The sequence below is a fragment of the Lactococcus garvieae genome (genome assembly GCF_016027715.1).
Taxonomy (GTDB): Bacteria; Bacillota; Bacilli; order Lactobacillales; family Streptococcaceae; genus Lactococcus; species Lactococcus garvieae_A.
Genome location: NZ_CP065691.1, coordinates 1,233,807 through 1,254,226, shown reverse-complemented (window position 1 = coordinate 1,254,226; position 20,420 = coordinate 1,233,807). Strand labels below are relative to the sequence as shown.

Sequence of the window (20,420 nt, the reverse complement as noted above, 5' to 3'; positions counted from 1 at the left end):
TTATTATTTAATATTTATTTTAAACATAATTTGTAGTGGAAAGTTTTATCATAACAGTTCGATTTATCGAACCTCTTCTCATAAAAGTTACTTAAATTATGTTTTAAACTCTAGTATAAGAGACTTTAAGCTATTTTGGCGATAAAAAAAACGGACTTGTATAGACAATTACATCGAAAGAAATATTGAATTAATTTATTTCTTATTATAATATAATAATATAATAATATAAAGTAAATATATTAAAAATAAAGGGATTGGATTTAGCTTTCAGGTCTTATCAGTTTAATTTTAGAAAAGTGAAATTTGCCTTTAAACATAGTGTCACTGCTTTTAAAAAGTAGTGCTAAAGGTAGTATTTTACTGGATATCAGTTACTAAAGAATATATATAAAATAAGGAGAAAATAAAAATGAGAAAATATCAAATATTATATAAAGCACTATCCTTAAGAAGACTCGTCATGTTAAATGTTGTGATAGCTATAGTTACTCTGTTAAGTGTATTACCTTCTAGAGTTTTTGCAACAAATGGAGGAGCAGTTACAACTGCGGATAAAACTTATACTTTTGACTACAAGACACACATACCTTGGGTAGGTGCTAACAATAGTTTGTTTAGAGCTTCTTTTAATATCCCTTCACCAGGTACAAGTACTATTGATGGTGACCGGTATCAAGGATCACTCACGTTTACTAAACTTCCCAATAATGATTATCGATTGGTGAATGTTATACCTTACATGGACGTCCCTACTTTTAATATCACAAATTCTGGTGGCGCTACAGCGGCCGCTGGCTCTTATAAGTGGGATGAATCCTTACAAGCTTGGGCTCTTCCAAACCCACTGACCGACAACACAGGGTCGAGTATTGATACCAGCCAAGCAGTGAATGGCAGTGCAGGTATTAAAATTTACATGACGGGAGCTTCAACAGGGTTCATGCCTCTAAGCACACTTACAGAAGATTACACATCCCTTGAAACAAGACCTGTTTTCTTACTGGGCGATGTTGCTGGTTTGGCTCCTAATGTTGTGCAAAATATTTCCTTTAACTTATATCAAGAAAGAGCATATAATGGAGATCCTAATAAATGGCACGCTTTTAATTTTAATGTTCCAGCTTTAGTCCAATATGAATATGATGGCCAAGTATCAGGGACCAACCCAGAGGATCAAGTTGACTTAGTACCAGGAGATATGGTTCATTTCGAGTCTGATGTAAACCTTGCATCCCCTCAGAAAATAGCAGTGGATATGATTTGGCAGTCCAGCAAAGACAAAGGTTTAACCTTTAATGATATTCCTGAAACGCTGACTAATTCAGAAGGCAATAAGAATGTCACTAAGTCTCTTGACTTTGTTTCTGATCTTGCAGATGAAGGAAGTTTATATCGCTTAAAAATTATCCCTGTAGGTTCAAAAAATACTGACCCAATTTATACTGAACCAGCTGTATTGTCATTTAAGTCAGAGAGCCTGACCTTTAAAATCAATTATGTTCTAAATGGGGGAACGAATCACACTGCCAATCCTTTGACATACAATTATGGACAAGGCATCAGTCATTTTGAAGCCCCCCAACGTGAAGATTATACTTTCATAGGATGGACAGATAAAGACGGAAACAGTATTACTCACATACCAGCAGATGCGCAAGGAGAAAAAACACTTCATGCAAATTGGGTGGAAGATAAGCACCCGATTAGTTACTTTTTAAATGGTGGAGAGAATCATGAAAAAAATCCAACATTTTATGTCTATGGAAGGGGCATAGACTCCTTTGAAAAAGCAACACGTGTAGGCTATTCTTTTGTAGAATGGATCGATGAAGCTGGAAATCCAGTGACAAACATAGCTTCAGATACACAGGGAGAGAAAAAATTATACGCAAAATGGCAAGCAAATACTTATAAAATCAATTACGTACTCAAAGGTGGAGAAAATTCTGAAAAAAATCCAGACTCTTACATATATGGCCAAGGTATAAGCCGCTTTGAAAAGGCGACGCGCCAAGGTTACACTTTCATGGGATGGACAAATCAAGAAGGAAAAAATATCGAAAACATATCACCTGAAGATCAAGGAGATAAGACACTCTATGCCAGTTGGGAAAAAATAGCAGTTGCCTCTACTGAAAATAAAGTTTCTAACAGTAGTGACAACAGTGGTGACAATGGTAGTGAGAATAGTCAAGGCAATAGTAGTGATAGCATTCAGTATTCTTCTAAGTCTAAATCTTTACGTGCTGCTCAAGAAAAAAGTAAGCTACCACAAACGGGTGAAGCAGAAAAAACGAATTTTTATTTACTAAGTAGTATTGCCTTTATCGCAAGTTTCTTACTTATAGCGAGAAAAAAGTTATTTAGAAAGTAGACTTTATCTAAAATTTAGGATAGAGACCATAGTCATATACAAGTTGATAAAAGAGACATTTATTGAAGGAGGATAACGTCTCTTTTTATTGGGGATATGCTAAAAATAGCGCACCCCTACTGTTGAGTGAGGTAAAATTTCAGTATTGCCAAAATTTTTCAGACAGAGAGAATCTAATACCTTTTAATAAAGCAATAACACAGTCTCTATTGTAATATTAGAAAAAGTATATAAAAGTAGTTACAGTTCAGCTTTTATGATACAATTAAGCTTAAATTAGTCTTAAAAATTTTAAAAAATAGTTAATATGGAATGGGAAAGGGAAGCAGATATGCGCAGGAGAAAAAAAATAGTTTTTTATAAAAAAGTAAAAGTTGTGGGGGTAGGGTTAATATTGCTGACAACTGTTGATTTATCACCTGTGCTTGCAGTGACCAATCCTAATGTAGATAATGCACAATCTATTAGTAATGGAGTTGCCACCAGAACGGAAAATTATACCTATGATGTATCAGTAGACTATAATCCAATGAATTTTCAACAACTAAAGGTTACCCTTCCAATACCTGAGCAATACGTTACAAAAGAATTAGGTTTTAGAATTGAGCCTAATACAAATTTTTATAACTATAAAACAGATACAATCAACTCTAAAATTACTAGTGTGAGTTATGACAACCCAATAACTTCTACTAATACTTTAAGAATGTCTTCGTCGAATTTCATCGTATCTAGTAAGAATGTCAATTATTTGGGATTTACTTTTAAAGTTAAGTATACAGATATACAAACGAATGAGTTAATTGATGTTACATATAATGTGAAATTTATAAATGCTGCTTTAAATATAAATTACGTGGATGAAAACAACACGATCATAAGTGAGCCTCAGAGGGTAACGGGTAGTGTAGGCGACTTATATGATGCTAGTGCGGAGGAATATAAGAAGATAATCCCGGGTTATACAATAAATGAAGCCAAATTACCAACTCATACACAGGGAGTTTTTTCAACTTCTGAACAAGATATAACTTATTTTTATACAAAAAATAAGGCAGGAGCTGGCAATGTAACTGCTAAGTATGTAGATACGGATGGTACACCAATTTCAGGAGATGTGGTAAAAGCAGGAGTTATTGGTGAGGATTATACGACAGAGCAAAAAGATATACTGGGTTATACTTTTAAAGAAGTTCAAGGCTATGTAACAGGTAAATTTACCGATCAACCTCAAACAGTAACATATGTTTATGAACAATATAAAGATAAATCAACAGTACTTGTGCATGATTCAGAGCTAACGGTTGGAGATACATGGAAACCAGAAGACAACTTTGATAGTTCCACTGATTATTATGGTAATACAGTACCTTTTTCAAACATAAATGTTGCAGGTCAGGTAGATACTACAAAATCAGGCACTTATAAAGTTACTTATAGAAGATTCGTACCCAACTTCTTTTCAGCTTCTGAAAACCAAGGAACATATTCTGCTATAGCAACAATTACTGTAAAAGATGCCCAGCCTCTAAAAGGTGGGGACATTACTACAAAATATGTGGATACAGACGGAAATGCACTTTTAGAGGATGTCGTGCAGACTGGTAATATTGGTGAAAATTACACAACTGAACGTAAAGAATTGGATGGTTATACTTTCAAAGAAGTGCAAGGTAATGCTACAGGCCAGTTCACAAATCAAGCTCAAACTGTCACTTATGTCTATACTAAAAATGAGATTCCTAATCTAATAGGTACAGTCATTGTTAGATATGTGGATACGGATGATAATTCCATTTCAGAAGATGTTGTAAAATCAGGTACTGTGGGAGAAAGCTATATAACGGATAAGAAAGTTATTGAGGGCTACTCTTTTAAAGAAGTTCGGGGGAACATTTCAGGACAATACAACGAGCAACCTCAGACTGTGTCTTATGTGTATGTGAAAGATGAAGTTGGTTCTGAAACAGGAACTAATAATAATGCCAAAGATGAAGTTGGTTCTGAATCAAAAACTCATAGTAAAACGAGCAACAAACGTACAGCTTTATTATCAAAACAAGCTTTACCTAAAACAGGGGAAAATGAAAGAATGGCTTTAGTCAATTCAACTATAGGCGCTGTTCTATTAGCAACAGGATTACTTGTTTACGTTTTTCGCTTTAAGAGAGTAAACAAGTAAGAGCATAAAAAGTAAAAGAGCTTAGGCCTTAAGGATTTGAGTTGTTTTGTATGAATGCTCAAAAGGGTATACTCAGTTTTCCTTTATATAGAAAATAAAAAAATCATTAGGCTAAAACCTGATGATTTTTTTTATATTAACATAGATATCTTTTATTTAGAAATCAAGTTTATTAGTTTACTCGACTATTTTCTGAAGTCCCCTCATCCACTTTATCTTTTACTTTATCCACTTGTTTTGAAGTGAATTTACCTGTACTTTGAGCCGCATCCACAACGCGATCTTGAACGGTTACTTCGTCTTCTCTTTGTTGCTCTTTGGTCTTGATATCTGTAACTGTAACGTTCACTTCAACAACATCTAAGTCGGTCATATTTGCGACTTCTTTACGGATAACATCTTTGATTTGATCATAAATCTCAGGGACATTTTTACGGTATTCTGTAATGACTTTCAAATCTACAGCCACTTGAGTTTTTCCAACTTCTACATCCACTCCTGAAGTCACATTATCAGTGTTCACAAGTTTGCCTGTTAAGTTAGAGAAGAAGCCACCTTCGATAGAGAGAAGACCATCCACGGTTTCTAGGGCCAAGCCTACAATTTTTTGAACGACTTTATCTTCATAAGTCAACTCACCTTTGATGTCATGCTCATGGGTTTGAGTATCCACTTTATCATTTTCAGCCATTGTTCCAAACGATTTCATGTTTTCTTGTACCATTAAATTCTCCTTTTATTTATAAATTATTTACGATTTTTAAGTTGTTCAATGATGCCTGTCTTTTGTAAAAATAAACCCGCCATTATGCCTAAGCTTATTAAAATCAAGAGAAGAATCATTTTCCAGAATCCAATTGTGAAGATGGCAATGGCTGCTATACCACCGATAATGCCTCCAATAATTGGATATCGATATCTTTCTAGATAATCCATTGACACCTCCTATATTACACGAGAGCGGTTTGAACTCGCTTCTTTATTTATAGCATTCACTTCAACTTTTATTTTTACGGGTTGATCTACCCCAAAGAAAAGTTTTAAGCTATCAACTATTTCCTGTTCCAATAATTGAGCCTTCTCTGCGATATCTACCCGAGGGATGATCTCCCCTTTCACATCAATGTCTATTTTATTTCGATGTAAAATAACATCAATGTTTGGCGATTTGAGGTAGTCGTTCTCAATAACTTTTTCACGAACAAGTCCCTCAATAGCAGAACGTTTTAAAGTAAGCTTTCCTCCCTGGTTGGAGAGTGTAATGTCTATATAGGTGCGAGGGTAGAATGCAATGATGATCAAAGCTAAAATTAAGATACCCGCTAAGATAGCATTTCCCCAGAATAAGTACATAGGCATGTATTCCCCAACATAGAGAAGTTGGCTTGAAGTGCTCATCATGTCATTATACTCCACGACATTGTAGTAATCCCAAGCAACAGGCACCACAATGGAAAGTAAAAGGATGTCAAACACTATAAGTATAAATTTCTTTCCAGATGACACAGGGCCTCCTTTCTAGATTCTTTAACTCAATGATTCATTTTTGCGAGCACGAAGGAAACTACAGCAACGACAATTACTGCCCCAATGATTGAGGGGATAAGTGCCATTCCGGCTAAAGAAGGGCCCCAGCTTCCTAAGAGTGCTTGACCAACCGCAGAACCAACAAGCCCTGCCAAGATGTTCGCGATCCAACCCATGGATCCCCCTTTAGTAATAACTCCTGCGATTAAACCAATAATGGCTCCAACAATTAACGACCAAATCATAAAATTCTCCTTTTCCAATTTTTGTAGTTTTTAGTTACATATGCGACTAATATAAAACTAACACAGATCTATACCAATTTCCAATAATTTGCTTATATTTTATAATGTTCTAAATATTATCTTGTTTATTTTATTTTGCAAGCTTTGTGGAGAAGGTAATTAGGTACTCTATTTATGGTTGCTCAACCTTAGAGTTATTCTAATATTTCATATAGATTTAAGAAGTAAAGAAGCTCATAACTTAACATTTATGAAAAACAATAATAGTGATAGTGGTAATACAAAATACCGAGGAGACAGAAAATTTCCTCAGTGTTTTATTATTAAATACATTTATCAATAAAAGTAGGATTTTTCGAAAAGTTAACATAAGTTATATTGATAACCTAATACTGTTATATGTATGTGTATATATGTGTGTATTAGTGGTTAATGTTCTTCTCAAACATGTATTATAATTTAAAACTACATATAAATGAACACAGATTAAATTACAAGTTAATGAACATAAAATATAAAAGATATTGATGAAAATTTGTAGAAAATAAAAAGCGTCCAGAAAATGGTGGTTTTCTGGACATAACAATTGTAAAAATGATATTAAGCAAAAATAAGATATATCTGATCAATTAGGGTGAGTGTATCTTCATTATAGTGGTCATTCTACTGAATAAATTATTGCTATAAAAAATCTAGGACAATATTCTAGATTTTTTTATTTTTAACCTACTTAAAGTATACTAGCTTTTCGTAATGCAGTTTTTATTTCGCTAAGTGTAGTATGACAAGGAGTGTTTTTTGGATTTACAAATGTATTATTACTATATTCTTTTTCTACTTCATCTGTATTATTTTGATCAAAAGTCTCATCTGTATAAGTTAATCCAGAACCTGGTGTATGAACAGCATAACCTTTGTCGTACCAATCCTTGGACATTTTATTAACTTGTTCTTATGTATAACCCATATAAAAATCTAGACAATATTTTATTGTTGGATTAACCTGTATAGATTTAATTAGATTTTTTGACTGGTTTTCCGTTAATATGGTAGAGCAAGTTTTATTTGGCAGTAAAACAACCGCTACATACTATAGACAGAAAGGCAGCGCCTAATAATATTTTTTTCATACTCCCCCTTGTTTATCCAATTCTAGTTCCTCTAACCTTATAAGTAGTACCGCTTTTGCATTATATGTAGCATATGCAAACCACTGTCCAGTTGTTGGATAAAGACGTTTATGGTCATCTCCTGGATAGATAATTATACTAGAAGTCGCCCATCCTAATTTGTATAAATTATACATGTCTTGCACATCACCCACTGTTCCTAAATCGACATTGATTTTCCAATCAAGCCATCCATTAACTTCATGTGAGGAGCCTCTATTTAAGAAAACCATACCTGAAAATTGACCTCAATTACTACTGAATTTTTGAGAATTATAAACTTCTCCGGCAACAAGTACGCGATAACTAGTAACGGGGTCTGGAGGAGTGCTCCCCTAATGTAGAATCTAATTTAGATTTTTTTCAAGAGCAATATCATTCTTTACGTTCCTAACCATAGTTTTTTTAGCTTGTGCTACGGTGATTGCATTACTACTGTTACTGTCATAAGTTTTAGCTATTTTAGTAAGTTCGCTTACCTTTGTCAGTATCTTTTAAATTACTAAAAAGCTCATTAACACTCTGTTTAGGTGTGTTACTAGTTTCTGTAGTTTCAGAACAACGAGCAAGAGAATGTTGCTCTGAATTTGTATACTCTTTTACATCTGCTTTAATTGAGTGTGAAACAACTCCTATAGTTCCAAGAGATAAAATTAATAGTACAATTTTTTCATGTGTTCTCCTACTTCTAAGTATATTACTTAAAACGAATACGTTGAGAGTTATATAACGATAATTTTTAACCCATTAAAAAAAAGTAAATAAATATTAGGCAAAACATATAAAGTAAAATTGGCAAAAGAAATAAGCAAGAGTAAAGAATATAAGGAAAGTATTTGACCGTATTTTGTTTAAATGAGTTATAAAAAAGGTAAAAAAGATAGAGAATAATTAAAGAGTAAAGAAAAAGCCAAAAATTCAAAGAGGAAGAAAGAAGTCTGAACACAATAAAAAACAATTCAATTAAGGAAAGAAGCCAAAGAAAATAGGCATTATCTCCTTTTTTTTGAGCAAAATACTGAGCAACTAAACACAGAGTACTTGCAATAAATAAATACGAAAGCACAATTGTTAAAGAGTTGATATTAGAAAAAAAACTAAATGAAGAGGGGAGCAGTATTATAAGTAAGGTTATTACTGTGTTAACTGTTAAAACAATCGCAGCGACAATTTTTGGATTAAATTTAATTGACATAAGGTATGTTTCCAGTTCTTTTTTATTTATATAAGTTATTTTAACATTTATTCTTACTATTTTGTGTTACTCCCGAAAGGTCAGGTAACCTAAACTAATTGGGTAGGGGGTGTTACAATTTTGTTGAATAAGAAAGGAGGTGTATATAGAAGTATATTCGGCATAAATGATAAGACATTTTAAGTAAGTAAATCTGAAAAGGAGAAGCAATGAGTTTAACACTAAAAGATGATATGGTATTAGCTGCACAAAAATGGGTAAATGCAACCTATGGTAGTAATGAGGGTTTTGAAAAAGTAAAAGAAGATGGTAAAACGGGTTGGCCTACAATGTTTGCCCTCACTATGGGGCTACAAGTCGAGCTTGGGATTACGGCTTTATCAGAAGCCTTTGGTCCGACGACATTTAGTTTACTTTCTCAAAAATATCCCAAGATAGGAATTTCAACAAATACTCCTAAAAACGTAGTTAAACTAATTCAGGCAGGCCTCTATTGTAAAGGTTATTCAGGTTCTGATATTGGGGGACTTTTGATTCAACAACACAAAATAGTATTCAAAATATTTTAAAAGATATGACAGGACAAGCTGGGGATATCGTTACACCTAAGGTATTTAAAGCAATTTTAAATATGGATGCATATGTTGTAATTGGAAATGGAAGCGAGCAAATTAGAAGCGTACAACAATGGCTTAATAATAAGTACATTAACAGAAGAGAATTTTATTATATGCCGTGTGATGGTAACTTTTCAAGGAGTGTACAAGTATATTTGACATATGCTATTCAATATGAAATTGGTATGGATGATGATACAGCAAACGGGAATTTTGGACCAGGTACTCAAGCAGGGCTTAAAGAGCATCCATTGAATGTTGGAGACAGTGATTCTGGTAATTTCTTTGTACATCTTTTTCAAGCTGCAATGATTTTTAATGGATATAATGTTCCATTTGATGGTACTTTTACAAGTTCGACATCAAGTCAGGTTATGGTTTTTCAAGCTTTTGCCTTATTACCTCAAAATGGAATAGGAGATTTTCAAACATGGGCCTCCCTTCTTGTAAGTACAGGAGATCCAGACAGAGTTGGTAAAGCTTGTGATTGTGTTACAGAAATTACTGATGCTCGAGCAAAAGAATTAATTAAACGAGGGGTTGAAACTGTAGGTCGATATTTAACAAATGTGGAAGGTACTGACTTAAATAAAAAAATACAACCTGGCGAATTAGAAACAATTTTTAGAAATAAGCTAACAATATTTCCAATTTATCAAACTTATGGAGGGGAAGCAGCATACTTTAATTATGAACAAGGCTCCCAAGATGCTGAAGCCGCAATTCTAGCCGCAAAAGGATATGGCTTCAATCCAGGGACTACAATATATTTTGCGATTGACTACGATGCTACAGGAGATGACATACAGAGTAATATAATTCCTCATTTTGAAGGCATTAAAGATAGTTTTATTAAAAATATGTCAGGTTATAAAATTGGGGTTTATGGTTCTCGGAATGTTTGTATTCAAGTTTCAGATAAAGGCTTTGTAAGTACAAGCTTTGTAAGTGGAATGTCAACGGGCTTTAGTGGAAACTTAGGATTTCCATTGCCAAAAAATTGGGCTTTTGACCAAATATCAACGATAGCAACTGGTAGTGGAGACAGCTATATTGAAATAGATAATGATATTAAATCAAACAGATATAATGGAGAAAGTTCAGTAGATAGTCATGGAGTAAATGATGATTTTATTGAACAATTCCTAAATATAGAAACTGCAGTAAGAGAATATCTTACACTAAATAATATCGCTTTAAATACATCTAGTATTAATAGTAGAATTTGCGGCTTATATCGTTATTTTAATGCTCCAAGCTATGTAGGTTGGCAATGGGATATACTTGCTGGACCAATTGATCAAAAATGGATTGATTACTCAAAAGAAAAATTAGGGATGTCAATTGAAAATAAGATTAAACCTGTTGATCCTGCGACAGGACTAAATATAGATATATCACATTTTATGGCAGCATTAAATGCATATATTTATGATTCAGTTTGGCCTATTGAAAATAGATTAAGTAATTTTTGTGGGTGGATTGGGGATCTTCTTACATTTATTAGAACTGTTCAGGATAATGAGAAGAACTATGACTCTTTCTTGCAGTGTGCGGAGGCATTAATTGCTCAATTAGAACCTATTCCAGGTAATGCATTTTCAATGGAAGATATGATTGTTGATGTTGATGCGATGAATATGGCTAAGAAGGTAAATGACAATCTGGATACAACACTTACTTCTTTATACCTTGACTACTTACAGTCTGATGCAATGGATCGCTTTAAATTAGTGTATGAAAACAGATTTAATAGTGACTATAATAAGATGTTAAATGAAGCAGAAGGGTTCGTATATAGTAGTATTGATCCAGAAGTTGTCGCAACTCGACTACTCTTTTTAAAGCACTTTGCTGTTCCTGATCATACTGTTGCGGAAGGAAAAGATGTTTGTCTAGCCTTTGCGAATTATATACAGAAAAAAAGTTAAATAATATTATAATAAAAAATACTCAGAAATTAAGCTTTTCTGAGTATTTTTCTGATACTTCCTCTAATCATTTCGAACTTATGTTAGCTAATTAGCAATGATAACACTTGAATATTTTATTGTTAGAAATTACTGAGTTTTGACTATCTATAATTTCATCTTTAGCAGTCTATAGTCAAAACTATGTAAGAAAATCAGATACTTTTTAGAATATTGAGGATACTATCCGAAGGAGGGGAGAGTAGTTGTAATTAATGTACAAAAACAAAAATAAGTATTGTCCATAAAATGGTGGTTTTCTGAACACGGTTTATATTATATTTTTATTTCGCCACATATAAAAAGATGCTTATAATTCATCCTTTTATAACATTATTACCCACCAGCATCTCAAAAGTTAATAATACCAAATGTAGAATTAAATGCAAAGCTATCAATATAGTTTATTATCGTTTGAGATACGCTAGTTTCTAATCTCCCTCACAATTCAAAGTATTATTAATTTCACTAGTCAGGATGCTTATGGGTTTACAGCATACTGTAAACCAGTGAAGAGAAGGAAGATAGATAAAATAAGTGGATAAGTAGCAAAAAAGTGATCGGTGAATATTAAGGTTAAGAGCAATTTTTTAGAATGTGGAGAGGTGTGCTTTCCTGAATTTGATGAATTTTTGAAAATAAAAGACAGAGAAAAATATAGATAAAAATGATATAATAAAAATGATTTTTATTCTGTCCTTTCCTGAAAGAAAAGGAAGAAAAATATGAAAGCTGTAGATGGAAAGCAGGAAGTTAGAAAACTACAGCTGGAGATAAAAAGTAATGACAGTAAATAACAGACGAAACAAATAAAGCGTTTTGTTGCTGAATTTGAAAATCATGAAATATCAGTATTTACAAACTTTAAAATTCAAGTGTTTTTTCATATAAGTATATTTTTTATTTTAGCCACGATAATGGAGATTGTTACTATAGATCCTCCTTTATATCTCTAGCTATTGAATTTGTAAAGGTTATGAAAATCATAGATATATATATTATATACTCAATCTAGCCAACCACATACTTTTTAATAGTTGAATCATTCTTTTAAAGCTATGGAAAAAAGACGAGGGTAGACTGGCGATTTTCTAGTCAGGAATTACTAATAATAGATACGCATGTCACACCACATATCTAAAGAATTAAACCAAAAAATTGAACACGATTAGTAAAACTTCTTCAGCCATTTGGTGGGAAAAGTGGGCAGAATTGAATGAAAAAGGGCTTTTAAGCCATTTTTATAAAGGGGAGAGAAAATTGGCACAATTGTACTTCAAATATGGCAGTATGAATTCAGGCAAAAGTATTGAAATTTTGAAAGTTGCCCATAATTATGAAGAACAGGGAAAACCTGTTTTGATTATGACTTCAAGTTTGGATACGCGCGCTGGAGTTGGTGTAGTAGCTAGCCGAATAGGTATGAGCAGTGCAGCTGTAGCTATTGACGAAACGATGAATGTCTATGATTATGTAGAAAGTCTTCCTGTAAGGCCTTTCTGCGTGTTGATTGATGAAGCACAGTTTCTCAGTAAGCAAAATATTTATGACTTGGCACGCGTTGTTGATGATTTAGATGTGCCAGTCATGGCCTTCGGTTTAAAAAATGATTTTCGAAATGAACTTTTTGAAGGCTCTAAGTATTTGCTCCTCTTAGCAGATAAAATAGAAGAGATTAAGACAATTTGCTGGTATTGCAGTAAAAAAGCAATCATGGTTTTACGCATGGTTGAAGGAGAACCTGTTTATGAAGGAGAACAACTCCAGATAGGGGGAAATGAAAGTTATATTCCAGTTTGCCGTAAGCATTACTTTCATCCCTTGAAAAACAAGTAATTCCATCATCTAAAATAATGAAATAAGTAAGGAAAAGATAAAAAATGTTTGATCAACTTGAAACAATGGTAGGACGATATGAGGAACTGGGAGAGCTACTCAGTGACCCTCAGGTTGTTAATGATACAAAGCGTTTTATGGAGCTGTCGCGTGAGGAAGCAAACTTACGGGATACTGTAGCAACCTACAACGAATATAAAAAAGTACTTGAAACCATCTCCGACAGTGAAGAAATGCTTGGGGAAAGTGGACTTGATGACGACATGAAAGAGATGCTCAAAGAGGAACTTTCCGAAGCCAAGTCAGAAAAAGAAGTCCTTGAAGAAAAAATAAAAATCCTTTTGCTTCCAAAAGATCCTAATGATGATAAAAATATTATCTTAGAAATTCGCGGAGCTGCAGGAGGAGATGAAGCAGCACTTTTTGCTGGTGATTTGCTTAATATGTACCAACACTATGCTGAATCACAAGGTTGGAAGTTTGAAATCATGGAAGCAAGTATGACCAGTATTGGGGGTTATAAAGAAGTGTCAGCGCTTGTTTCAGGAACTTCTGTTTATAGCAAACTCAAATATGAATCTGGAGCCCATCGTGTACAGCGTGTTCCATCTACGGAAACACAAGGGCGTGTGCATACCTCGACTGCGACAGTACTTGTAATGCCCGAAGTTGAAGAATTTGAAATGAAAATAGAACAAAAAGATCTTCGGGTAGACATTTACCACGCTTCAGGTGCTGGTGGACAAAATGTCAATAAGGTTGCAACAGCTGTACGTATGGTTCACTTGCCAACAGGTATCAAAGTTGAAATGCAAGAAGAACGTACACAGCAGAAGAACAGAGACAAAGCGATTAAATTGCTGAATACAAAAGTGTTTGACTATTATCAACAAATTGAATTAGACAAGCAAAACGCTGAACGTAAGTCGACTGTAGGGACTGGGGACCGCTCAGAACGTATCCGTACATACAACTTCCCACAAAACCGAGTAACAGACCACCGCATTGGATTGACTTTGCAAAAATTAGATACCATCCTTTCAGGAAAAATGGATGAAGTCATCGATGCCCTCGTGGTTTATGATCAAACAGAAAAATTGGCAGAGTTAAATAAATAATGGATAATTTTCAGTTTGACGGGTTTAATATCCAGCTTAAAGCTGAGGAGCAAAGACGGATGGAAACTGCAAAAAGAGTGAAAGACGTCGATACCAGAGTGCTGGTTTTTGAGGTGAGTCGAGAAGATACCCGCTTTGACTTACTTTATTGTCAGGCGGTAAATAAGGACTACTGGATAAGTATTGAAAATGTGGAAAGTCCTTCAAAGCATCTCCAAAGACTAGACAGACGTGTACGAATGAGCATTGATTTTTATAAGAATAATGCTTACTGTCGTCTCTGGCAAGAGCTCAAATCGGGAGATAACTGGAGTAAGCGCAAAAAAGTACTTTCGCTTGCTGATTATGGAAAATTTAGCAGACAGCCTTTGGATATCACCATGAAAAAATTCAACGCAATCGCTCTTGGAAAGTTGGAAAATATTGTCAACGAGAAGAACAGGACACGCAATGAGAATGCTGTCCTTTTTGCACAAGATAATATTAAAGTTCCGATAGTGACTTATCTATTGGGCCGAGTTTTTCCTCTACTTTAAAATGAAGGAGGAGAAAGGAAAGAAAAAATGTTATGGATTGAGGCCGTGCGCCAATTCTCCAGCAATTTAGAAGAGCCGTATGCTCTAGAGTTTGTCTGGCGAGATTTACACGAATTAACAAAATTACAATGGTTGAATTTGCAAAGAGAAGACATCTCTGAAACAGATTTGGCAAAATTAAAGTCTATTGCTCAACGCCTAAAAAATAATGAACCACCACAATACATTGTCGGTTGGGCGGAATTCTGTGACATGAAACTTGCAGTAGATGAACGTGTCTTGATTCCACGTCCAGAAACTGAAGAACTTGTACAGATGATTCTATTGGATAATGATGATTATCCAATGTCTGTTTTAGATATTGGAACAGGTTCGGGAGCTATCGCTTTGTCTTTAGCTAAAGCGAGAAAGCACTGGGAAATCACAGCATCTGATATTTCGGAGGAGGCGCTTGAAATAGCGCGTCAAAATGCCTCAACTCATCGACTTAAAGTGAATTTTTTGAAATCTGATGTATTTGAAAATCTGCAAGAACGCTATGATATTATCGTTTCTAATCCACCTTATATAGCTTATGATGAAACCTACGAGATGGATCAGTCTGTAATCCGTTTTGAACCAGATCATGCGCTGTTTGCACAACATCAAGGCTTAGCAATTTATGAGAAGATTGCCGAAAATGCGCAAGTCTACTTGCAGCCCAAAGGTAAAATCTACTTGGAGATAGGATATAAGCAGGGTGCAGTTCTAAGAGCACTTTTCCAAAAACATTTTCCGGAGAAAACAGTCAGCCTTCACCAAGATATCTTCGGAAAAGACCGGATGATAAGTGTGAAATAAATGGAATTTAAACGTATAAAAGCTCATAAAGAAACTTTTATTCCTTTGCTTCTTTTAGCGGATGACCTAGTGCATATTAGGTCTTACCTAGAAGAGGGTACATTATTTGTTCTGAGTGAGGATTCGGAAGTCAAGGCAGTGTGTATCGTGAACTCAAATCTTGAAATTGAGAATTTAGCGGTGGCAGAGCAGGCTCAAGGTCAAGGCTACGGCAAGCAACTTCTGACGTATCTTTTCGATTACTATAGAGGGCAAGGGATAATGACAGTTGGAACAGATGAAGTTTCAGGAAATATTCAATTTTATCAAAGCTGTGGTTTTGAATTTTCACATAAAATCAAAGATTATTTCATTGAGCACTATGAGTCACCTCTTTATGAGAAAGGTAAATTACTTAAAGATAAAAGCTACCTAAGAAAGGAGTTATAAAATGTCAGTAGAAAAAGCAATAGAAGCATTAAAATCAGGGGAGTTGGTGGTTTTACCCACCGAAACAGTTTATGGAATTTTTGCGGATGCAAACAATGAATCAGCAGTTAAAAAACTTTATGCTGTAAAAGGTCGGCCAGTCGAAAAAGCACTTAACATGAACGTGGCTAACTACGAAACAATCCTAAAATACTCACTCCACCAGCCTCCTTACCTTGAAAAGTTAGTAAAGGCATTTCTTCCTGGTCCGTTAACTATTATCTTGGAAGCAAGCCCCGAAGTACCTGAATGGATTCATGTGGGAAAGACAACAGTCGGTTTCCGTATGCCTTCTATCCCGGCTACACAAGAAGTCATAAAAGCCTTAGGAGTTTTGGTGGGGCCTTCTGCAAATTTGACAGGCTCTCCTAGCCCAAGATTTTACAGTGATTTGACATCAGACATTTTAGACAAAGCAGCTCTATCTATTCAAGACGATAGTGTCTATGGTTTGGATACAACGATTTTAGATCTCTCGGCAAATCAACCAAAAATCCTCAGACAAGGTGCCATTACTGCAGACGAGATCCTTAAAGAAGTCCCAGAATTGTCTGAAATTGTCTAAACAGATAATTTGGTTCGGAACTTTGCTTTAGATATAATGGAAGATGTACAAAAGCTTCCCACGCACTTGGAAAAGGCTTGAGGTAAGCACCGTATAAGGCAAAGGAGACTACACATGGAAATATATAATTTTGAAGCGTTTGATCCAGAACTTTGGGCTGCTATACATGCAGAAGAAGTTCGTCAGCAAGAAACTATTGAGTTAATTGCCTCTGAAAATATCGTATCCCCCGCGGTACGTGCAGCACAGGGCTCTGTCTTGACCAACAAATATGCGGAAGGTTATCCGGATAAACGTTACTATGGCGGGACAGAAGCTGTAGATGTGGTCGAAAACTTGGCAATCGAACGTGTCAAAGAATTATTCCATGCTGACTTTGCAAATGTCCAACCGCACTCCGGGTCGCAAGCTAATGCAGCGGCATATATGGCCCTTATCGAGCCAGGTGATACTGTCTTAGGGATGGATTTGAATTCTGGTGGTCACTTGACTCATGGATCACAAGTTAACTTTTCTGGAAAGACTTATAATTTTGTTTCATATGGCTTAAACCCAGAAACTGAATTACTAGACTTTGAAGAAATTGCAGCTCAGGCCGAAAAACACCGTCCAGCATTAATCGTGGCTGGTGCATCCGCTTATTCACGCATTATCGATTTCTCAAAATTCCGTGAAATTGCCGACGCCGTGGGAGCTAAACTCATGGTTGACATGGCACATATTGCAGGTCTTGTGGCTACAGGACACCATCCAAGTCCTTTCCCCTATGCAGATGTAGTGACTTCGACAACACATAAAACATTACGCGGCCCACGTGGCGGTATTATTTTAACCAATAATGCGGATTTAGCGAAAAAGATTGACAGTGCAATTTTCCCAGGTTTACAAGGCGGCCCATTGGAACATGTAATTGCTGCTAAAGCGGTTGCTTTTAAAGAAGCGCTGGCGCCTGAGTTTACAACATATATTGAACAAGTCGTGAAAAATACAGCAGCTATGGCTGATGAATTCAGCAGAGCTGGTTTACACGTTATTTCAGATGGAACAGATAATCATCTTTTCTTAGTCAAAGTAACAGAGTTAGGTATCAATGGTAAAGAAGCACAAAATCTTCTAGACACTGTCAATATTACTCTTAATAAAAACTCTGTACCAGGTGAGGAACTGAGTCCCTTTAAGACAAGTGGTGTCCGTATCGGTGCAGCAGCGATTACAAGTCGTGGCATGAAAGAAGAGGAAAGTCGTAAAATTGCTCAAGCAATCATCAAGGCTTTGTCTAATAAAGATAATGAAGTAGCACTACAAGAAGTTCGACAATTTGCATTAGATTTGACAAAAGGCTTTCCTTTAGTCTAGAATGTAAGTATGACTTTTTTAACAAAAATTTCCACCAACCTAAATAATAATATGAACAGTGATAAGTAAAAAAAGGTGGAAATGCTAGAGAAGTTTTTAACATAAGATGGTATAAAATGATAAGTAAATTGATACACGAACCATCGGAAAAAATGATTAGGATATAGACAGATGTTGAAAATTTTGAAGCTACTTACTAAACTTGCACTACTGGCAGCAGTGGTTGGAGTAGTTTTTTATGTGCATAGAACTTATACAAATGTAAAAAATGTGATGAAGTATGAACAATCAGTTGATGCAACTCTTAAAGCTCAAGGGCTAGAAGGAGATACAAAGCTAGCATTAGCAATTATTTATACAGAGACAAAAGGAAATGCTACAGATGTTATGCAGTCGAGCGAGAGCTTAAATGGCAATCAAAACAGTATATCAGATGAAGATAAAAGTATCGCACAAGGTGTGGCAAACCTGTGTAAAGTTTTGGAATACGCTGAAGATAAAAATGTAGATATTTGGACAGGTGTCCAAGCCTATAATTTTGGACAATCTTACGTTGATTATGTAGCCAAAAATGGCAGAAAAAATAATCTCGAACTTGCAGAAAAATATTCACGAACCGTAGTTGCTCCCAGTTTAGGAAACACGTCAAATGCGACCTATTACCATGTGACAGTTGATTCATTAATGAACAGTAAAGGAAAACTTTACGTCAATGGCGGAAATATGTACTATGCAAATGAGGTTAAATGGCATCTCTTGTTGCTTAACCTCTTTAACTGGTAAAACAAAAGGACTTCTCTCGGAGACAGTCCTTTTTGCCTTTTGAGTAGGCGTGATTAATATTTGATATCAAAATTTTTGAAGTCTGAAAAGTCTGTGGTGCTGATATCTAACTTTGAAACTGAGGCAAAGGGCGTTGGCCCTTGACGCAACTTCATTTCAAAACTTTTTAAAGCTGCCTGACTATCTGATTGAGCCAGAAGACCGACCGTACCATCTGCATTGTTCCAAACGCGACCTTTTATTCCCAGTTCTCTTGCAATAAGGACAGTGCTATAGCGAAAGCCAACGCCTTGTACCTGCCCATGAACAATCATTTTTACCTTATGCATCGTACCAACCTCCTTGTAGGAAAATAAAAATTCTTCAAGTAATCTATGATATAATTATATCAAATGGAAATTATTACAGCAAAAGACAATAAAAAAATTAAAGAAGCACGTAAGCTCCTGACTAAGAAAAAGTATCGTCAAAAATCTTATCTTATCGAAGGCTTTCATCTGCTTGAAGAAGCCATGAATTCTAAGGCTGAGATTTTACAAATATTTGTAGAAGAATATAAGTACGATAAAGTCGCAAACTGCGATAAAGTTGTGGTGGTAAGTGCGGAAGTACTGAAGAGCTTATCTGATACGGGAACCCCGCAAGGAGTAATAGCCGAAGTGGCACACAAATCCCAAGAGGTTCTGTTTAATCAAGGTAAATTTTTAGTCCTAGAAAATGTTCAAGATCCTGGGAATGTAGGTACTATGATACGCACAGCTGATGCGGCGGGGTATACAGCTGTACTTTGCTTAGGAGAAACAGCTGATGTTTATGCACCAAAGGTCATGCGAAGTATGCAAGGAAGTAATTTTCATATCCCCATCAAGCTTATCGATAGCCTAGAGATACTGAAAAATGCAGAAATTCCTCTGTATGTTACCACCCTATCTGAAAATTCAGTTAGCCACAAAGAGCTTGTGGCAGAGAGCAGTTTTGCCTTAATTATGGGGAACGAAGGATCTGGTGTAACCTCAGAAGCAGTAGCAGCTGCAGACAAATTGATTCATATTGAAATGCCGGGTCAGGCCGAATCGTTGAATGTTGCAGTTGCGGCAGGGATTCTTATGTTCAGTATATAAAAAAACTGCAATTGCAGTTTTTTTATTTTATTGAACTTTAGCTGCTAATGTTTCAGCAAAGGCTTCAAGATTAGTGATATCTTCATCTTCCGCATTTAAATCTACCTTGACTGATTCAGCTCCTTTTTCAGCTCCTGTGAGCCCAAACTGTTCTTCAAACATATCGACACAGATACAGAAGTCATCGTAGAAAGTATCTCCTGAACCACAAACACCAAAAGTTTTTCCAGCAAGATTAACATCTTTCAAATCTTCATAGAAATCGACGATTTCATCAGGTAATTCCCCATCACCGTAAGTATAAGTGGCAACGATACAAAGATCAGCCTCTTCAAACTCATCAGCATCAACGGATGTACATTCATCCAAATCTACATCCAGTCCCAAATCTTCTAATTTATCAGCGACGATCTCTGCGATCTCTTGTGTATTACCTGTCATACTTGCATAAACTACTTTTGCTAAAGCCATTTTTTGCTCCCTTATGAAATTTATATAACAAGATTATATCAAGA

21 protein-coding genes are annotated in these 20,420 nt (G+C 35.3%); 13 read left to right on the top strand and 8 right to left on the bottom strand.

The window, feature by feature from the left end; translation table 11 throughout:
* Window positions 1-412: 412 nt before the first annotated feature.
* Both I6G50_RS06220 and I6G50_RS06215 read left to right on the top strand, forming a co-directional pair.
* A complete protein-coding gene (locus I6G50_RS06220; protein ID WP_197908266.1) occupies window positions 413-2,377 on the top strand; it encodes an InlB B-repeat-containing protein in 1,965 nt (654 codons plus the stop codon).
* 307 nt (window positions 2,378-2,684) lie between these two features.
* Window positions 2,685-4,559, top strand: a complete 1,875-nt coding sequence (locus I6G50_RS06215; RefSeq protein ID WP_197908265.1) for a MucBP domain-containing protein — start codon at window positions 2,685-2,687, stop codon at window positions 4,557-4,559.
* A 172-nt stretch (window positions 4,560-4,731) separates the two neighbouring features.
* Here the strand turns inward: I6G50_RS06215 and I6G50_RS06210 are convergent, their stop codons facing one another.
* The 6 genes from I6G50_RS06210 to I6G50_RS06185 all read right to left on the bottom strand — a co-directional run bounded on the left by I6G50_RS06210 (window position 4,732) and on the right by I6G50_RS06185 (window position 7,637).
* The gene (locus I6G50_RS06210) at window positions 4,732-5,283 is read right to left on the bottom strand and encodes an Asp23/Gls24 family envelope stress response protein (RefSeq protein ID WP_197908264.1); all 552 of its coding nucleotides are present in this window, start codon (window positions 5,281-5,283) and stop codon (window positions 4,732-4,734) included.
* A gap of 23 nt (window positions 5,284-5,306) precedes the next feature.
* Window positions 5,307-5,495, bottom strand: a complete 189-nt coding sequence (locus I6G50_RS06205) for a DUF2273 domain-containing protein (protein ID WP_003136918.1) — start codon at window positions 5,493-5,495, stop codon at window positions 5,307-5,309.
* A 9-nt stretch (window positions 5,496-5,504) separates the two neighbouring features.
* The gene (gene amaP / locus I6G50_RS06200) at window positions 5,505-6,065 is read right to left on the bottom strand and encodes an alkaline shock response membrane anchor protein AmaP (protein WP_197908263.1); all 561 of its coding nucleotides are present in this window, start codon (window positions 6,063-6,065) and stop codon (window positions 5,505-5,507) included.
* Window positions 6,066-6,091: 26 nt separating this feature from the next.
* Window positions 6,092-6,331, bottom strand: a complete 240-nt coding sequence (locus I6G50_RS06195; RefSeq protein WP_081165962.1) for a GlsB/YeaQ/YmgE family stress response membrane protein — start codon at window positions 6,329-6,331, stop codon at window positions 6,092-6,094.
* 730 nt (window positions 6,332-7,061) lie between these two features.
* Window positions 7,062-7,268 carry a hypothetical protein gene (locus I6G50_RS06190; protein WP_197908262.1) on the bottom strand — a complete coding sequence of 69 codons (207 nt, stop codon included), beginning with the start codon at window positions 7,266-7,268 and terminating at the stop codon, window positions 7,062-7,064.
* 189 nt (window positions 7,269-7,457) lie between these two features.
* Window positions 7,458-7,637, bottom strand: a complete 180-nt coding sequence (locus I6G50_RS06185) for a hypothetical protein (protein ID WP_197908261.1) — start codon at window positions 7,635-7,637, stop codon at window positions 7,458-7,460.
* Between the two features lie 1,267 nt (window positions 7,638-8,904).
* Between I6G50_RS06185 and I6G50_RS06180 the strand changes: the two genes are divergently transcribed.
* From I6G50_RS06180 to I6G50_RS06135, 10 genes are all read left to right on the top strand, one after another.
* Window positions 8,905-9,264, top strand: coding sequence for a hypothetical protein (locus I6G50_RS06180; protein WP_197908260.1), 360 nt, complete (start codon window positions 8,905-8,907; stop codon window positions 9,262-9,264).
* Window positions 9,265-9,269: 5 nt separating this feature from the next.
* A complete protein-coding gene (locus I6G50_RS06175; RefSeq protein WP_197908259.1) occupies window positions 9,270-11,243 on the top strand; it encodes a glycoside hydrolase domain-containing protein in 1,974 nt (657 codons plus the stop codon).
* 1,299 nt (window positions 11,244-12,542) lie between these two features.
* Window positions 12,543-13,118, top strand: a complete 576-nt coding sequence (locus I6G50_RS06170; protein ID WP_042753313.1) for a thymidine kinase — start codon at window positions 12,543-12,545, stop codon at window positions 13,116-13,118.
* Window positions 13,119-13,162: 44 nt separating this feature from the next.
* Window positions 13,163-14,236, top strand: a complete 1,074-nt coding sequence (gene prfA / locus I6G50_RS06165) for a peptide chain release factor 1 (RefSeq protein ID WP_003136646.1) — start codon at window positions 13,163-13,165, stop codon at window positions 14,234-14,236.
* The gene (locus I6G50_RS06160) at window positions 14,236-14,772 is read left to right on the top strand and encodes a hypothetical protein (protein ID WP_042753311.1); all 537 of its coding nucleotides are present in this window, start codon (window positions 14,236-14,238) and stop codon (window positions 14,770-14,772) included. Before prfA ends, I6G50_RS06160 begins: the two co-directional genes overlap by 1 nt.
* Before the next feature lie 27 nt (window positions 14,773-14,799).
* The gene (gene prmC, locus I6G50_RS06155) at window positions 14,800-15,612 is read left to right on the top strand and encodes a peptide chain release factor N(5)-glutamine methyltransferase (protein ID WP_197908258.1); all 813 of its coding nucleotides are present in this window, start codon (window positions 14,800-14,802) and stop codon (window positions 15,610-15,612) included.
* The gene (locus I6G50_RS06150) at window positions 15,613-16,041 is read left to right on the top strand and encodes a GNAT family N-acetyltransferase (RefSeq protein ID WP_197908257.1); all 429 of its coding nucleotides are present in this window, start codon (window positions 15,613-15,615) and stop codon (window positions 16,039-16,041) included.
* A 1-nt stretch (window position 16,042) separates the two neighbouring features.
* Window positions 16,043-16,645, top strand: a complete 603-nt coding sequence (locus tag I6G50_RS06145; protein WP_003136650.1) for an L-threonylcarbamoyladenylate synthase — start codon at window positions 16,043-16,045, stop codon at window positions 16,643-16,645.
* A gap of 114 nt (window positions 16,646-16,759) precedes the next feature.
* Window positions 16,760-18,001, top strand: coding sequence for a serine hydroxymethyltransferase (gene glyA / locus I6G50_RS06140; protein WP_081165997.1), 1,242 nt, complete (start codon window positions 16,760-16,762; stop codon window positions 17,999-18,001).
* Window positions 18,002-18,172: 171 nt separating this feature from the next.
* Window positions 18,173-18,784: a lysozyme family protein gene (locus I6G50_RS06135; RefSeq protein ID WP_197908256.1), complete on the top strand. Its 612-nt coding sequence runs from the start codon at window positions 18,173-18,175 to the stop codon at window positions 18,782-18,784.
* 53 nt (window positions 18,785-18,837) lie between these two features.
* Here I6G50_RS06135 and I6G50_RS06130 read toward each other — a convergent pair whose 3' ends face one another.
* Complete coding sequence (locus tag I6G50_RS06130) at window positions 18,838-19,113, bottom strand: acylphosphatase (RefSeq protein ID WP_003136653.1); 276 nt, start codon at window positions 19,111-19,113, stop codon at window positions 18,838-18,840.
* Between the two features lie 63 nt (window positions 19,114-19,176).
* Here I6G50_RS06130 and I6G50_RS06125 point away from each other — a divergent pair, with 63 nt between their 5' ends.
* On the top strand, window positions 19,177-19,905 hold the full coding sequence (locus I6G50_RS06125; protein WP_197908255.1) for a TrmH family RNA methyltransferase: 729 nt from the start codon (window positions 19,177-19,179) through the stop codon (window positions 19,903-19,905).
* A 27-nt stretch (window positions 19,906-19,932) separates the two neighbouring features.
* On the opposite strand, the gene I6G50_RS06120 is transcribed toward I6G50_RS06125, so the two are convergent.
* Window positions 19,933-20,376 (bottom strand): flavodoxin, encoded by a 444-nt coding sequence (locus I6G50_RS06120; RefSeq protein WP_003136655.1) that lies wholly within the window; start codon window positions 20,374-20,376, stop codon window positions 19,933-19,935.
* Window positions 20,377-20,420 lie beyond the last annotated feature (44 nt).

What these genes read in the sequence shown, in the direction of transcription:
- I6G50_RS06220 (WP_197908266.1), top strand. Translation starts at nt 413, where the DNA reads ATGAGAAAATATCAAATATTATATAAAGCACTATCCTTAAGAAGACTC.
- I6G50_RS06215 (WP_197908265.1), top strand. Translation starts at nt 2,685, where the DNA reads ATGGAATGGGAAAGGGAAGCAGATATGCGCAGGAGAAAAAAAATAGTT.
- I6G50_RS06210 (WP_197908264.1), bottom strand. Translation starts at nt 5,283, where the DNA reads ATGGTACAAGAAAACATGAAATCGTTTGGAACAATGGCTGAAAATGAT.
- I6G50_RS06205 (WP_003136918.1), bottom strand. Translation starts at nt 5,495, where the DNA reads ATGGATTATCTAGAAAGATATCGATATCCAATTATTGGAGGCATTATC.
- I6G50_RS06195 (WP_081165962.1), bottom strand. Translation starts at nt 6,331, where the DNA reads ATGATTTGGTCGTTAATTGTTGGAGCCATTATTGGTTTAATCGCAGGA.
- I6G50_RS06190 (WP_197908262.1), bottom strand. Translation starts at nt 7,268, where the DNA reads ATGTCCAAGGATTGGTACGACAAAGGTTATGCTGTTCATACACCAGGT.
- I6G50_RS06185 (WP_197908261.1), bottom strand. Translation starts at nt 7,637, where the DNA reads ATGTATAATTTATACAAATTAGGATGGGCGACTTCTAGTATAATTATC.
- I6G50_RS06180 (WP_197908260.1), top strand. Translation starts at nt 8,905, where the DNA reads ATGAGTTTAACACTAAAAGATGATATGGTATTAGCTGCACAAAAATGG.
- I6G50_RS06175 (WP_197908259.1), top strand. Translation starts at nt 9,270, where the DNA reads ATGACAGGACAAGCTGGGGATATCGTTACACCTAAGGTATTTAAAGCA.
- prfA (WP_003136646.1), top strand. Translation starts at nt 13,163, where the DNA reads ATGTTTGATCAACTTGAAACAATGGTAGGACGATATGAGGAACTGGGA.
- I6G50_RS06160 (WP_042753311.1), top strand. Translation starts at nt 14,236, where the DNA reads ATGGATAATTTTCAGTTTGACGGGTTTAATATCCAGCTTAAAGCTGAG.
- prmC (WP_197908258.1), top strand. Translation starts at nt 14,800, where the DNA reads ATGTTATGGATTGAGGCCGTGCGCCAATTCTCCAGCAATTTAGAAGAG.
- I6G50_RS06150 (WP_197908257.1), top strand. Translation starts at nt 15,613, where the DNA reads ATGGAATTTAAACGTATAAAAGCTCATAAAGAAACTTTTATTCCTTTG.
- I6G50_RS06145 (WP_003136650.1), top strand. Translation starts at nt 16,043, where the DNA reads ATGTCAGTAGAAAAAGCAATAGAAGCATTAAAATCAGGGGAGTTGGTG.
- glyA (WP_081165997.1), top strand. Translation starts at nt 16,760, where the DNA reads ATGGAAATATATAATTTTGAAGCGTTTGATCCAGAACTTTGGGCTGCT.
- I6G50_RS06135 (WP_197908256.1), top strand. Translation starts at nt 18,173, where the DNA reads ATGTTGAAAATTTTGAAGCTACTTACTAAACTTGCACTACTGGCAGCA.
- I6G50_RS06130 (WP_003136653.1), bottom strand. Translation starts at nt 19,113, where the DNA reads ATGCATAAGGTAAAAATGATTGTTCATGGGCAGGTACAAGGCGTTGGC.
- I6G50_RS06125 (WP_197908255.1), top strand. Translation starts at nt 19,177, where the DNA reads ATGGAAATTATTACAGCAAAAGACAATAAAAAAATTAAAGAAGCACGT.
- I6G50_RS06120 (WP_003136655.1), bottom strand. Translation starts at nt 20,376, where the DNA reads ATGGCTTTAGCAAAAGTAGTTTATGCAAGTATGACAGGTAATACACAA.